This is a genomic window from Streptomyces sp. TLI_185, from assembly GCF_003814765.1.
Lineage (GTDB): Bacteria > Actinomycetota > Actinomycetes > Streptomycetales > Streptomycetaceae > Streptomyces.
In genome coordinates this window covers 5,159,680-5,172,764 of the sequence record NZ_RKRB01000001.1, presented here as the reverse complement: position 1 = coordinate 5,172,764, position 13,085 = coordinate 5,159,680, and the positions used below count along the sequence as shown (strand labels likewise).

The 13,085-nt window shown below is 71.5% G+C and carries 12 protein-coding genes and 1 pseudogene; 5 read left to right on the top strand and 8 right to left on the bottom strand.

Annotation, left to right across the window (positions count from 1 at the left end):
* Window positions 1–12 precede the first annotated feature (12 nt).
* The 4 genes from EDD92_RS23785 to EDD92_RS23770 all read right to left on the bottom strand — a co-directional run bounded on the left by EDD92_RS23785 (window position 13) and on the right by EDD92_RS23770 (window position 2,927).
* Entirely contained in the window at window positions 13–462 is a 450-nt protein-coding gene (locus EDD92_RS23785) for a copper chaperone PCu(A)C (protein ID WP_123966178.1), read from the bottom strand.
* A complete protein-coding gene (locus tag EDD92_RS23780; RefSeq protein ID WP_123966177.1) occupies window positions 459–1,112 on the bottom strand; it encodes an SCO family protein in 654 nt (217 codons plus the stop codon). Before EDD92_RS23780 ends, EDD92_RS23785 begins: the two co-directional genes overlap by 4 nt.
* A gap of 98 nt (window positions 1,113–1,210) precedes the next feature.
* The gene (locus tag EDD92_RS23775) at window positions 1,211–1,948 is read right to left on the bottom strand and encodes a YcnI family protein (protein WP_123966176.1); all 738 of its coding nucleotides are present in this window, start codon (window positions 1,946–1,948) and stop codon (window positions 1,211–1,213) included.
* 145 nt (window positions 1,949–2,093) lie between these two features.
* Complete coding sequence (locus EDD92_RS23770; protein WP_123966175.1) at window positions 2,094–2,927, bottom strand: hypothetical protein; 834 nt, start codon at window positions 2,925–2,927, stop codon at window positions 2,094–2,096.
* A 223-nt stretch (window positions 2,928–3,150) separates the two neighbouring features.
* Here EDD92_RS23770 and EDD92_RS23765 point away from each other — a divergent pair, with 223 nt between their 5' ends.
* From EDD92_RS23765 to EDD92_RS23755, 3 genes and pseudogenes are all read left to right on the top strand, one after another.
* Window positions 3,151–3,597, top strand: coding sequence for an ATP-binding protein (locus EDD92_RS23765; RefSeq protein ID WP_123966174.1), 447 nt, complete (start codon window positions 3,151–3,153; stop codon window positions 3,595–3,597).
* Between the two features lie 84 nt (window positions 3,598–3,681).
* On the top strand, window positions 3,682–4,596 hold the full coding sequence (locus tag EDD92_RS23760) for an intradiol ring-cleavage dioxygenase (protein WP_123966173.1): 915 nt from the start codon (window positions 3,682–3,684) through the stop codon (window positions 4,594–4,596).
* A gap of 9 nt (window positions 4,597–4,605) precedes the next feature.
* Window positions 4,606–5,438: pseudogene (locus tag EDD92_RS23755) on the top strand (triphosphoribosyl-dephospho-CoA synthase).
* A gap of 13 nt (window positions 5,439–5,451) precedes the next feature.
* Here EDD92_RS23755 and EDD92_RS23750 read toward each other — a convergent pair.
* The 3 genes from EDD92_RS23750 to EDD92_RS23740 all read right to left on the bottom strand — a co-directional run bounded on the left by EDD92_RS23750 (window position 5,452) and on the right by EDD92_RS23740 (window position 10,028).
* Window positions 5,452–6,819, bottom strand: a complete 1,368-nt coding sequence (locus tag EDD92_RS23750; RefSeq protein ID WP_123966172.1) for a PLP-dependent aminotransferase family protein — start codon at window positions 6,817–6,819, stop codon at window positions 5,452–5,454.
* Window positions 6,820–6,899: 80 nt separating this feature from the next.
* The gene (locus tag EDD92_RS23745; protein ID WP_185124109.1) at window positions 6,900–8,387 is read right to left on the bottom strand and encodes an aminopeptidase P family protein; all 1,488 of its coding nucleotides are present in this window, start codon (window positions 8,385–8,387) and stop codon (window positions 6,900–6,902) included.
* Between the two features lie 129 nt (window positions 8,388–8,516).
* On the bottom strand, window positions 8,517–10,028 hold the full coding sequence (locus EDD92_RS23740) for a PP2C family protein-serine/threonine phosphatase (RefSeq protein WP_123966170.1): 1,512 nt from the start codon (window positions 10,026–10,028) through the stop codon (window positions 8,517–8,519).
* 496 nt (window positions 10,029–10,524) lie between these two features.
* Between EDD92_RS23740 and EDD92_RS23735 the strand changes: the two genes are divergently transcribed.
* Both EDD92_RS23735 and EDD92_RS23730 read left to right on the top strand, forming a co-directional pair.
* Entirely contained in the window at window positions 10,525–11,190 is a 666-nt protein-coding gene (locus EDD92_RS23735; protein WP_123966169.1) for a bifunctional DNA primase/polymerase, read from the top strand.
* A 55-nt stretch (window positions 11,191–11,245) separates the two neighbouring features.
* Complete coding sequence (locus EDD92_RS23730) at window positions 11,246–11,839, top strand: hypothetical protein (protein WP_123966168.1); 594 nt, start codon at window positions 11,246–11,248, stop codon at window positions 11,837–11,839.
* 244 nt (window positions 11,840–12,083) lie between these two features.
* Here EDD92_RS23730 and EDD92_RS23725 read toward each other — a convergent pair whose 3' ends face one another.
* Entirely contained in the window at window positions 12,084–13,073 is a 990-nt protein-coding gene (locus EDD92_RS23725) for a DUF5926 family protein (protein WP_123966167.1), read from the bottom strand.
* Window positions 13,074–13,085 lie beyond the last annotated feature (12 nt).

The following is a 13,085-nucleotide window of genomic DNA, read 5'->3' as shown; positions in this document are numbered from 1 at the left end:
GGTGGTCCTCCCTCAGTGGCCGGTCGCGGGGTTGTACGTGGCCGACTTGACCGGCATCTCAACCTTGATCGGGCCGGACTTCGCGAAGTGCAGTTCGAGGGTCACTTTCTCGCCCTGCTTCGGCTTGCGCTTCAGGTTCTCGAACATCAGGTGATTGCCGCCGCTCTTGAACACGAGTTGACCGTGTGCAGGGACATCCAGGGACTTGACCTCCTCCATGGACTGCCCGACGGTCTTGTGGACGGTGACGCTGCCCGCCGCGTCGCTGGTGACGGAGGTCAGTTCGTCCTTGGTGCCGCCCTTGTTGGCGATGGTGAGGAAGCCCGCGGCCATGTCGGATACGGGCTGGGGCATGTAGGAGGAGCTGACGGACAGGTCGGCCTTCGCGTCGCCGGAGCCGCCGCAGCCCGCCAGAGCCAGTGCTCCCGCCAGCACCGCGGCGGGGGCGACGAGGTGCCTCACGGGTTCTCCCCCTTGATGATCTTGGGGAGGTCCTTGGTGTAGTCGTCGACCTGGGCGTCCTCGTCGTAGAGGACGTAGCCGCCGTCTGTCTTCGGTGAGAACGCGATGACCTGGGTGCCGTGCACCGAGACGGTCTTTCCGGTCTTCTTGTCCTTGTGGGTCGGCTCGATGGAGATGCCGAGGGTGCGGGCGCCGGCCTGGATGGTGGAGAAGTCTCCGGTCAGACCCACGAACTGGGGGTCGATGCCCCTGAGCCACTTGCCGAGTTCGGCCGGGGTGTCGCGCTGGGGGTCGGTCGTGACGAACACCACCCGCAGCTTGTCCTGCTCGGCCTTGGGCAGCTGCTTCTTGGCGACCGCGATGTTGTTCATGGTCAGCGGGCAGATGTCGGGGCAGTGGGTGTAGCCGAAGTAGATCAGCGTCGGCCGGCCCGCGGTCTCCTTGCGGAAGTCGTACTTCTCGCCCTTGGTGTCGGTGAGGACGAGATCCGGCTTCTCGAACGGCTTGTCGAGAACGGTCGCGGGCTTCTGCGCGGTGTCCTCGGAGACCACGGCGACGGGCGAGTTGCTGTCGTCACCGCTGCCGCAGGCGGAGAGGGTCAGGGTGGCGGCGGCGAGCAGCGCGGCCGCGGCGAACGTCTTCTTGCGCATAGCTGCATTCTCCCGGGGGACACCCCCCGGGCCCCCGGCCGGATACCGGCGGGCCGGGGACACAGGGGGCGTCCCGAGGTGTGAGTGGACGGGATTGGTCAGGAGGCGTCGCTGCGACGACGTCCGGCGAGCACGCCGTACGCCACGCCCAGCGCGCCGACGACGATGCCCACGACAGCCAGCACGCGCGCCGTGGTGTCGCTGCTGTCGGCGGCGGAGGTGTCGGCGGCGGTGTTCTCGGCGGTCCTGGAGTCGTCGGAGGCGTCCTCGGCCTTCGAGCCGTGCGCGTGGCCGTCCTCGGAGGCGGCGGACAGGGCGAGCACGGGGGCCGGGTTCTCGGGCTCCTCCGCGCCGTCCTTCTGCACCTCGATCCAGCGCACGACTTCCTTGTCGGAGTACGTCTGGAGGGCCTTGAAGGTCAGTTCGTCGGCGTCCTCGGGCAGGGCGCCGACGGAGACCGGGAACTTCTCGAAGTAGCCGGGTTCGATGCCCTTGCCGTCGGCGGTCCAGGTGATCTTGGAGACGGCCTCGCTGATCTTCTTGCCGTGCACCTCGAGCGGCTTGGCGAGCTTGGACTTGGTGACCTTGATGTTCCAGCCGTCCATCGGCTCCGGCAGGGCGGAGGCCAGCGGGTGGTCGGTCGGGAAGGTCACCTCGAGCTTGGTGGTCGAGGCGTCGTCGCGCTCGTTGGGGACCTTGAAGTCGACGACCGCGTAACCGCCCTTGGCGGCCGTGCCCTCGGGCTGCACGCTGACGTGCGCGAACGCGGGCGCGGACAGGACGACTACGGCAGAGGCGGCGAGGGCGCCGGTGGCGGCGAGACGGGATGCCTTCATGAACGGGTGCACTCCACTTCGGGTTTCGAGTGAGTTCCGGTGGTCGGAGGAACGCGTGCGCCTGGATGTCGGAAAGGCGGGCACGCGCGTGTGCCGCACGACGGCGGCCCCGACCCCACGGCTGTGGAGTGGCGGTCGCGCTGCGTCAGGCGGCGAGGACGAGGGCCGCGGCCGGCGGGCCGCGCCTGATCACCGTGTGCTGGAGTGCGGTGGTACGGGGCTTCGGCGGCGCGAGCAGCGAAGTGCGCGGCGGTCGCGGGCCCGCCTCGGGCGCGGCCGGGAGCCCGGCCCGCAGGGCGCGCACCAGCGTGAGCGCCGCGCGCAGGGAACGTACGAATGCGCCCTCGGCCATGGAGTGGGCCGAGAGTTCCATGAGCCGCAGCAGGGCCAGGTCACCGCGGCGCAGCAGCCAGCCGGCGGCGATCGCCGCGAGGACGTGCCCGAGCAGCATCGGCAGGGACGGCAGCAGTGAAGCCGGGGAAGCGGCGCCCGACAGGGCGTCCGCCGGATGGTGCATGGAGCTCATGTCCATGCGCATGGCGGTGTCCGGGGAGATACGGGCGTCGGCGAGGAGCCTGCGGGCCTGGGCGGGGCTGATCGCCGCAGCCGTCGTCCCGCACACGAGCCGCGCCGCCCGCTCCACCAGCGAGGCGTCGGAGGCCGACGTCATGGAGGGCATCGACATCGCGCCCGAGGAAGCCGTCTGCTGCCCCAGCCCGAACAGCGTGTGCAGCACGGTCTGTCCGGCCGCGAGCAGTGCCGCGATCCCGGTCAGCGAGCGCACGCGCCCGGCGAGCGGTGCCGCGACCAGGACGACCCCCAGGAACCCCGCGCCCAGCGTCCACACCGGAACCGTGGCGCAGGAGGCGAGGGTGTGACCGCCCGCGGCCAGCGCGACGCAGACCGCGGCGAACACCGCGGCCCGCAGTATCCGGAGATCGTTTCCGGAGCGCGCCGTGCGCGGGTGGGGGGCAGTCATGGCGGGCTCATCATCGCACTGGCCCCGTAGCCGCCATGCGGCAGGTCCGCAAGGTTCCGTACCGGCCGGAAGATCACTCTCTGGTACGACCGGCCCGCACATACACCGATTCCGTTTGGGACGCATCGCCCATATGGGCGGCATCACGTCAACTCCGTGCTTACGCACGGGTGCGCGCGGCAATAACAAACGGTATGTCGAGCCGCGGCCTGGAGGCTGGAGCATGAGCATCTGGTGGTCACTCCACTTGCGGCGTGAAGCTGCGAGCGTTCCGCTCGCCCGACGCCTGCTGCTCGGCACGATGGAGACGGCGGGCGTCGACCCCGACGTCTCCTACGACCTCTCCGTCGCCCTCACCGAGGCCTGCGCGAACGCCGTCGAGCACGGCGGGGACACGGTGCACGGCGCCTCCTCGGAGGCGTACCGGGTCACCGCCTACCTCGACGGCGAGAAGTGCCGTATCGAAGTCACCGACTCCGGCCCCGGGTTCGCCTTCTCCGCGACTCCCCGCCCCGCCCGCCCCGACGCCGAGCACGGCCGGGGTCTCGGGCTGATCCGGGAGCTCGCCGACCACGTCCACATCGGCCACAAGCCGGGGCGCGGAGGCACGGTGGTGAGCTTCGACAAGATCCTCAAGTGGCGGGACGACGCACCTTTGATGGCGGTGTGAGGGTTCTTAAGCTTCCTCAGCTTCACAGCTGCTTCTTATCGGCGCCCTACGTCCCTGAAGGGCGCCGTCCCTGCGTTCGCCGCCATGACGGGAAACCACAGAGACACTTCGGTCACCCGGCGCCGTGCCATCGCGGTCACCGGCGGCACGGTCGCGGCCGGCGGCCTCGCCGTCGCCGGTTACCAGTCGGCGTTCGCCGACACGGCCACCGACGCCGAGGCGAGCGCCACCGCGTCCGCCACTTCGACCAGCAGCGGGTGCATGACGCTGATGACCAGCGTCACCGAGGGCCCCTACCACCTCGACGGCGCGCTGGTCCGCAAGGACATCACCGAGGGCAAGGCGGGCGTCCCGCTGACCCTGCGGCTGACCGTCGTCGACGCCACCGACGGCTGCACGCCGGTCTCCGGCGCGGCCGTGGAGATCTGGCACTGCGACGCCTGGGGCTACTACTCCGGCTACACCACCGCCAATCCCGGCGGTTCGGCCCCCGCGGAGAGCGAGGAGGGCGACTGCGCGAACGACAGCACCTACCTGCGCGGCTACCAGATCGCGAACGCCAACGGGGTCGTCAAGTTCGAGACGATCTTCCCCGGTTGGTACACCCCGCGCACCTGCCACATCCATGTGAAGGTGCACACGGGCGGCGAGAAGGAGGGCGGCACCTACGAGGGCGGCAAGGTCAACTACACCGGCCAGCTCTTCTTCGACGACACCGTCGCCGAGGAGATCTTCACCCTCGACCCGTACTCCAGGCACACCGGCAGCTACACCGTTCTCGCCGACGACATGGTGTACGGCGGCGGCGGCGCCTCCAGCGGTCTGCTGACCCTCGAGGCCGTGCACAAGAAGGACCCGTCCAAGGGCTACAAGGGCTTCCTCACCCTCGGCATCGACCCGGACGCCGAGAACACCGGCGCGGGCAGCGGCGGCGGTGGCACCCCGCCGAGCGGCGCCCCGACCGACACGGCCAGTCTCTCGGCGTCGGCCTCTTCCTGAGGTACGGCGATGAGCAGCCGCGAGGACGAGGCGCTGGCGCAGGCCGCCGTGACCGCGCCGACCGGGCAGCCGGCCCTGGCTCCCAAGCCGGGCCTTCCCGACCCGCGCGACCTGGGCGCCCGTGCCCTGTGCCGGGACCACGGTTCCCTGCGCTGGTCGGCCAAGGCGCTCGCGCCCGGCCTCGCGGCGATGGCCGCCGCCGCCCGCCGCATCGGCGAGCCCACCCCGCAGCTGCGCGCGGAGCTGGGCGCGATCGGCCGCTCCACCGAGCACTCGGTGCGCCTCGCAGGCGGCGGTCACCGAGGCGCCCTGTGGGCTCTGGGCTTCCTCGCCGCGGCGGCCGCGACCGACCGCCGGGCCGGTGCACGGGACGTGGCCGCGGCGGCGAAACGGATCGCCGCCTTCAACGACAAGGGCGCCCCGCGGCGTCCCTCCCGCGGGTCGTCGATCTCCGTGAAGTGCGGGGCGGCGGGCGCCCGCGGCGAGGCACGCGCCGGATTCCCGCACGTCCGGCGGGCGTTGGACGCGCTCGCCGCGGCCCGCTCGGCGGGCGCCACGGAGGCACAGGCTCGGCTGGACGCCCTGCTCACCGTGATGTCCACTCTCCAGGACACGGAACTGCTCTACAAGGCGGGCCCGTTGGGCCTGCGGCATGTGCAGGCCGGCGCCCGGGGGTCCTGGAAGCGGGCGGCACGGCGACGGCGGCGGGCCACGAAGCCCTGTCCGCCCTCGACGCCGACCTGCACGCGCGCGCGTGGAGCCCACGGGGGAGTGCGGGTCTCCTCGCAGGTGCGCTGTTCCTGGACTCGCTGCCGGTCGGCACGCGCGCACGGCCCCTATGACCCGGAGGCTCCCTCAGGCCCCCTCCAGCACCTTCACCAACACCTCCAGCGCCTCCGGATACGCCCGCTCCCGAGGCGTCCCGTAGCCGACAACGAGCCCCTGCGGCCGCCCCTCGCCGGGTGCGTGCCAGTGGTCGCCCAGGTGTCCGACGGCGAGGCCCTCCGCCTCGGCCCGCTTCAGGGCCGCTTTCTCGTCGGCGACCTCCACGAGGGCGTGCAGCCCGGCGGCGATCCCACGCACGTCGTGCTTTCCGCCGAGCCGGTCCAGGAGCTGGTCCCTGCGTCTGCGGTATCTGAGCCGGCACGCGCGCACGTGCCGGTCGTAGGCATGGCTGTCGATGAGTTCGGCGAGCGCCAACTGGCCGATGGACTCGGTGTGGTGATCGCTGTGCAGCTTGGCGTCGGCGACCGCGTCGACCAGGTGCGGCGGCAGCACCATCCAGCCGAGCCGCAGCGCGGGCCCGAGCGTCTTCGAGGCGGTGCCCAGGTAGACGACCCGGCCCGGCGCCATCCCCTGGAGCGCGCCCACGGGCTGCCGGTCGTAGCGGAACTCCCCGTCGTAGTCGTCCTCGACGATCAGCCCGCCACGCGCGCGTGCCCAGTCCGTGAGCGCCCGCCGCCGCTCGGGGTGCAGCGTCACACCGGTCGGGTACTGGTGGGCGGGCGTGACGACCACAGCCTTGAGGTCCCCCAACTCCTGTGCGCACACGCCCCGTTCGTCGACCCGCACCGGCACCACACGTCCCCCGTTGCGTCGTACGACCTCCCGGTGGAACGGCAGCCCCGGGTCCTCCATGGCGATCCCGGCACCGTCCAGCACGCGCGTGAGCAGCGCCAGCCCCTGCACATACCCGGAGGTGATCACGATCCGCTCGGGCGGCGCGATGACACCCCGGGCCCGTCCCAGGTAGCCCGACAGCGCGGTCCGCAGCTCGATACGGCCGCGCGGGTCCCCGTAGTCGTACGCCAGCAGGGGTGCCGTCGCGATGGCCCGCCGCAGCGCCCGCAGCCAGGCCGCCGCCGGAAACGCCCCGACGTCCGGACTGCCGGGCCGCAGATCAAAACGCGGGGTACGCGCGCGTGCGGCCGCCTCCGGCGCGTCGGCGGCCAGGGAGGGCAACGAGGCGACCTGGGTACCGGACCCCTGCCGGGCCGTCAGATACCCCTCGGCGACCAACTGGTCGTAGGCCGCCTTGGCGGTCCCCCGCGAGACCCCGAGTTCGGTGGCGAGCCGCCGGGTGGCGGGCAGCCGCGTCCCGGGCGCGAGCCGACCGTCCCGCACGGCGTCCCGAAGCGCCCGCTCGAGCCCGACCCGACGCCCGTCGCCGGAATCGGGCTCGAGATGCAGGTCGACTCCGACACCGGACCAGAAGTCGTCCACGACGACGTTCCCCCTAGGTTGGTGAATCCAGGCACGTCAATGGCCGGGCACCTCCCTGGTACCCGGCCATCCGTCTCGTATCAGCTCTTGAGCGAGGCCATCCAGATCTCGACCTCGTCGGAACGGCGCGGCAGTCCGTCCGACAGATTCCGGTTGCCGTCCGCCGTCACCAGGATGTCGTCCTCGATCCGGACCCCGATCCCCCGGTACTCCTCCGGCACCGTCAGGTCGTCGGCCTGGAAGTACAGACCGGGCTCGACCGTGAGCACCATCCCGGGCTCCAGCGTCCCGTCGACGTACGACTCCACGCGCGCGGCGGCGCAGTCGTGCACGTCCATGCCGAGCATGTGCCCGGTGCCGTGCAGCGTCCACCGCCGCTGCAGCCCGAGCTCCAGCACCCGCTCCACGGGCCCCTCGACGAGGCCCCACTCGACGAGCCGCTCGGTGAGCACCCGCTGCGCGGCGTCGTGGAAGTCGCGGTACTTGCCGCCCGGCTTCACCGCCGCGATACCGGCCTCCTGGGCGTCGTACACGGCGTCGTAGATCTTCTTCTGGATCTCGGTGAAGCGCCCGTTGATCGGGAGGGTGCGCGTGACGTCGGCCGTGTAGTACGTGTGCGTCTCGACGCCGGCGTCCAGGAGCAGCAGGTCGCCCGAGCGCACCGGCCCGTCGTTGCGCACCCAGTGCAGCGTGCAGGCGTGCGGGCCGGCGGCGGCGATCGTGCCGTAGCCGACGTCGTTGCCCTCCACGCGCGCGCGGAGGAAGAACGTGCCCTCGATGTACCGCTCGGAGGTCGCCTCCGCCTTGTCCAGAACGCGTACGACGTCCTCGAAGCCGCGGACCGTCGAGTCGACGGCCTTCTGCAGCTCGCCGATCTCGAACTCGTCCTTGACCAGCCGCGCCTCGGAGAGGAAGACCCTCAGCTCCTCGTCGCGCTCGGCGGTGACCTTGTCGGTGAGTGCGGCCTCGATCCCGGCGTCGTACCCGCGCACGACCCGTACCGGACCGGTGGCCTCACGCAGCGCGTCCGGCAGTTCACGCACGTCGGAGGCGGGGATGCCGTAGAGCGTCTGCGCCTCGGTGAGGGAGTGCCGACGGCCGACCCACAGCTCGCCCTGGCCGGAGAGCCAGAACTCGCCGTTCTCGCGGTCGGAGCGCGGCAGGAGGTAGATCGTCTCCTGGTGACCGTCCGCGGTCGGCTCCAGGACCAGCACGCCGTCCTCGGTCTGGTTGCCGGTGAGGTAGGCGTACTCGACGGACGCGCGGAAGGCGTACTCCGTGTCGTTCGAGCGGGTCTTCAGGTTGCCCGCCGGGATCACCAGACGCTCCCCCGGGAAACGCGCCGACAGCGCGGAGCGCCGCGCGGCGGTCTCGGCGGCCTGTGCGATCGGCTCCAGGTCACGCAGCTCCGTGTCGGCCCAGCCGGACTTCATGTTCTCGGCCAGCTCGTCGGACACGCCCGGGTACAGGCCGTTCTTGCGCTGCTTGATCGGCTCCTCAGACTCTTCCGGGCCCGCTGCGGCAGCAGCAAATGTCTCAGCCGGTGTGAGCTCGTCGGCCACGGTCATCCTCCTCGATACGGCACTGGACCCCCTCCATCGTACGGTCGTACGGAAGGGGGCCCAGGGTAGGAGGACCTGTTACCGGGGCCTGGGCGGGAACTGCTATGCCCGCGACCGCGCACCTGTTATGACCGGCTACTCGAAACGCGCCGCCAGCAGGACGACGTCCTCCTCGCTGTCCGCCGCGTCCAGCCCGTCCGGCAGGACCGTCCGCAGCACATGGTCGGCGATCGCCTCCGGGTCGTGCCGCAGCGCCCTGGGCACACCGGCCGCCGCCGCGTGCAGCCGGGCGAAGGCGCGGTCGGTGGGGTCGCCGGTGCGGTGCAGCAGACCGTCGGTGTAGAGCAGCACCGTCTCGCCGCGCTCGGCCTGGAACTCCATGCTCGGCGCCTCCCAGCAGGCGAGCATGCCGAGCGGCGCGGACACGGACGTCTCCACGAACTCGGTGCGCCGCTCGCCGATCAGCAGCGGCGGACTGTGCCCGGCACCGGCGAGGGTGATCTTGCGCAGGGAGGGCTCGCAGTAGGCGAACAGGGCGGTCGCGGAGCGGGCCGGCTCGGTGAGACGGAGCAGCAGCTCCAGGTCGGACAGGACCGCCACCGGGTCCTCGCCCTCCATCACGGCGTACGCGCGCAAGGAGGCCCGCAGCCGCCCCATCGCGGCGACCGCGCTCGGCCCGGAACCGGTGACCGAGCCGACCGCGAGACCCAGCGCGGCGTCCGGCAGCGGCAGCGCGTCGAACCAGTCGCCGCCGCCACGCGGGCCGGTGCGGTGGCGGGCGGCGAGCTGGACGCCGGCCACGCGGGGGAGCCGGGACGGCAGCAGCTCCTCGGCCATCGTCGTCATGCACGCGCGCGTGCGATCCACCTCCACCAGCCGGGCCAGGTGCTCGCCGGCGTAACGGGCGTAGAGCCCGGCGAGATGGCGCTGCCGCTCGACCGGTTCGGCGGGCTCGTCGTAGAGCCACACGGCGGCACCGAGCCGGCCCGAGCGCTCGCCGGCCAGGGGGAGGGCGTAGCAGGCGGCATAGCCGAGGCGGGCGGCCACCTCGCGATGCCGGGGGTCGAGCCCGTCCTCGGCGAAGAGGTCCGGCTGGGCGATCTCACCGTCCCCGCCCGGCAGCCCCTCGAGGATGCGGCCGTACGACATGGCACTGCGCGGCACCGTCTCGATGTGCCCGAGGTCGGCGCGGGCGAGGCCGAGGCCGATGGTGGTGTCCGGTCCGAGGCCGTCGACCGGTTCCAGGACGACAAGACCGCGCCGGGCGCCGACGAGGGCGGCTCCGGCGTGCAGCAGTTCCGTCAGGGCGTCCGCCAGCGAGTCCGTGCGGTTCAGGCGTTCCGTGAGTTCATGAAGTGTCGTGAGATCCGAGACCCAGCCGGCCAGCCGGTCGGTGAGCAGCGCCCCAGGGGGGTTCGGCGGAGGGACCGGTGAGGTACCCGAGGCTGCGGGCGCGGGCGCGACAGTGTGTGCGGGCGACGGAACCGTTGAATCGATTCCGGCCACTTTCGAAGGGTGAGGGGCGTTCATGGCGTCCGGCTTCCCGACCGGTGCGTATTGCTCAAAAGCATCGCAAACCCCCATGTCATTCTGCGCCGCTAGCAGTGTCTCCACATGTACACGCACTCGTAAGGGGATGTCCAGCATTGTCCTGCTGGGATTCCTGGTGTCCGTGGGTACTCAGTGATCCCCTTGCGTAAAAGCAAATTTGGCTTAAAACTGACTCGGGTAACGGGGTATTGCGGTCGACTGGGCTTGCTCGACGGAGCGTCACAGCGGTCGTGATGGGTACGTACTCGGAGAAGGCCAGGGGTGGTGGACCGCCACCCGGAACCTGGTGACCGACTCCGGGCGTCTTAGCCACCGACGACCGAGCCCCATCCTCCCGTGGCGGAGGCGAAGAGAAATACGCGGGACAGCAAAACGCCAGACTTCGCCACCCCCACGCCACGCCCATGCTTTTGATGGATGCAGCATGGACGAGGCCGCCGCGGATGCAGTCAACGTTCGGCCCATAGGGGTTCCCCTTGCCCAGGGCAGGGGTGTGATGCGCCAACAGGTACGCACAGTGAAGTGATCGACACATGGTGTGATGTGGCCCCCACGGTGTTGCCAGCGGTGCAACGGAAAGGAACGAGCGCTCATGCGCGAGATCCTCGGAAGGCGACGCAGGCTCCTGTCCAAGCGCAGCGACGGAAGGCCTGAGTTGATCAGCGCGGCCCTGACCTTCGCGACGGAATGGCAGTGGCCCGTACTCCCGGGTGTGGCGGCAGACCCGCAGGCGCGTTCCCGCTGCGGCTGCCCCGACGCGGAGTGCACGGTGCCCGGCGCCCATCCCTTCGACCCCGGCCTCCTCGCGGCCACCACCGACGCCCGGATGGTGCGCTGGTGGTGGAGCAACCGGCCGGCCGCACCCGTCATCCTGGCCACCGGCGGCAAGGCCCCCTGTGCGGTGAGCATGCCGGCCCTCGCGGCCTCGCACGCCCTCACCGCACTCGACCGCATGGGCATGCGCCTCGGCCCGGTCGTCGCCTCGCCGAGCCGCTGGGCGATCCTCGTGAAGCCGTACACCATGGAGCAGTTGGGCGAGCTGCTCTACGCCAAGGACTTCGTCCCCGGCTCCCTGCGCTTCCACGGCGAGGGCGGCTATGTGGCCCTGCCCCCGTCCGAGACCGGCGAGGGCGAGATCCGCTGGGAGCGCGCACCCCTGCCCGGCTCCGCCTCCCCCTGGGTCCCCGACGTCGAGGCCGTGGTGGACGCCGCGGTCGAGGCCCTCACTCGTACGGGTGTGAGCGCCCCCGAGTTGTAGGGGTGTCCGGCGCGCGCGGGACAGCACGCGCGCGTGGGCTCGTTATCTTCCGAACATGCTGCATCATTCTGGGGGAAATCCCCCAGACCCCCGAATCCGTCTGCTCGCCATGGCGGGCGTAGTGGCGTGCGCGGTCGCGCTGCCGCTGGCCGTGGCATCCGCTGGACCGGCGGGCGACGGCGGGCGCACCGTCGTGCGCGCCCCCGCACGCGAATCCGTACGCGCCTCCCCGCGCCCCCAGGACGCCAAGGCGCCCTCCGTCACCCCCGACCGCTCTCCCCTGCTGCTCGATCTCGGCCTGGCCACCGCCATGCGCTGCGGGCCCGAACTCACCTCCCCCGACGGCGTCGAGGCACAGACCTGTGTGCTCACGCAGGGCGAGGACACCTGGGCGCGCACCTACTACCGCAATGTGACCGGCAAGGCCCTGGACTCCGCCCTGAGTCTCATGGGGCCCGGTGGCCGCACGGTGCAGCTGAGCTGCACCGTGGGCGCCGAGGACGAGCCGGGGATGTGCGAGACACCCCGGCAGCACACCCGGGGCGCGCTGGACGGCTACACGGCGGTCGCGGAGTTCGCGGGGCAGGCCGGGCGCGGTCCGCTGCTGCTGCGCTCCGGGAGCAACTCCGGGACATCCCACGGCAGTTGACGGGCGGCCGTATTCCGTAAAGGAATCGCGCGCATGAAAAGACCCGGTTGCTGGCGACGGGGGATGCACCAGCAACCGGGCTACTCGAACGGTAACAAGAGATCCGCGGTTCGCAAATTCGATCCGGGCTTTCCAGTCACGTATTTGCTTGTTCCCAGCGGGACTTGTGAGCGGAGTCACCGATTCCGAAAGACCGGCTTCCGCTGACCGGTCGGTCAGCCGAACCCGATCTCGTCACTCTTCGTCAGCTGAGCGTGACCTGCCGGTTGGTGAGGCCGCCGCGCGCCCGGCGCTCGTCGGCCGTCAGCGGCGCATCCGAAGCGAGGGCCGCCGCGAGGCGCTCGGCGAACTCGGCCGCCGGCTTCTCGATGTCGTCCGCGCCGACCCCGCTCGGCAGGTCCCAGACCGGGACGGTGAGCCCGTGAGCGCGGAAGGAACCCACGAGGCGGGTGCCTTCACCGAGGTTCGACCGGCCCGCCGCGTGCAGCCGCGCGAGGGCGTCCAGAAGCTGCTCCTCCGGGTGCGGCATGACCCAGCGCAGGTGGTTCTTGTCCGGCGTCTCGCACCAGTACGCGGCGTCCACCCCGGTGAGCTTGGCGGTCGGGATGGCCGCGGCGTTGGCCCGCTCCAGGGAGGCGGCCACCTCCGGCGTGGCGTTCTCGGAGTCCGGGACCCAGAACTCGAAGCCGCTGTGCACAACTGGCTCGAACACGCCTTCGGGATCGAGCAGATCCTGCAGCCGCGGACCGTCGGCCGGGGCGCGCCGGCCCTCGACCGGCGTGCCGGGCTCCGCGGTCAGCGCGCGCTGGAGGGTGTCGGCGAGGTCGCGGCTGATGTCGCCGGACGCCGTGTCGTTCTGCAGACCCAGCAGCACCGAGCCGTCGTCGCGGCGCAGGGCAGGCCAGGCCATCGGCAGCACCGTCGCCAGCGTGAGGGACGGGACGCCCTCGGGCAGGCCGCCCTTCAGGGGCAGCTCCACCGTGGCCGCCGGCACCAGCTCACGCAGCGCCACCCAGTCGCACTCGCCCGGAAGTCCCTCGAAGGGACGGTGCACCAGCTCGGTCACGGCGTGTGCGGCGGCCCGTCCGTGACAGGCCTTGTAGCGGCGGCCACTGCCACACGGACAGGGCTCGCGGGCGCCGACGACCGGAACTTCTCCATCAGCGCCTACGGCGCGGGCCCCGTCCGTGATTTGCGGGCGCTTGGCCTTCGTCTGGGGTCGCTTCTTGGCCATCGTGGGTGTCTC

What these genes read in the sequence shown, in the direction of transcription:
- EDD92_RS23740 (WP_123966170.1), bottom strand. Translation starts at nt 10,028, where the DNA reads ATGCTGGACATCCCCTTACGAGTGCGTGTACATGTGGAGACACTGCTA.
- EDD92_RS23780 (WP_123966177.1), bottom strand. Translation starts at nt 1,112, where the DNA reads ATGCGCAAGAAGACGTTCGCCGCGGCCGCGCTGCTCGCCGCCGCCACC.
- EDD92_RS23745 (WP_185124109.1), bottom strand. Translation starts at nt 8,387, where the DNA reads ATGACCGTGGCCGACGAGCTCACACCGGCTGAGACATTTGCTGCTGCC.
- EDD92_RS23735 (WP_123966169.1), top strand. Translation starts at nt 10,525, where the DNA reads ATGCGCGAGATCCTCGGAAGGCGACGCAGGCTCCTGTCCAAGCGCAGC.
- EDD92_RS23775 (WP_123966176.1), bottom strand. Translation starts at nt 1,948, where the DNA reads ATGAAGGCATCCCGTCTCGCCGCCACCGGCGCCCTCGCCGCCTCTGCC.
- EDD92_RS23730 (WP_123966168.1), top strand. Translation starts at nt 11,246, where the DNA reads ATGCTGCATCATTCTGGGGGAAATCCCCCAGACCCCCGAATCCGTCTG.
- EDD92_RS23725 (WP_123966167.1), bottom strand. Translation starts at nt 13,073, where the DNA reads ATGGCCAAGAAGCGACCCCAGACGAAGGCCAAGCGCCCGCAAATCACG.
- EDD92_RS23760 (WP_123966173.1), top strand. Translation starts at nt 3,682, where the DNA reads ATGACGGGAAACCACAGAGACACTTCGGTCACCCGGCGCCGTGCCATC.
- EDD92_RS23770 (WP_123966175.1), bottom strand. Translation starts at nt 2,927, where the DNA reads ATGACTGCCCCCCACCCGCGCACGGCGCGCTCCGGAAACGATCTCCGG.
- EDD92_RS23765 (WP_123966174.1), top strand. Translation starts at nt 3,151, where the DNA reads ATGAGCATCTGGTGGTCACTCCACTTGCGGCGTGAAGCTGCGAGCGTT.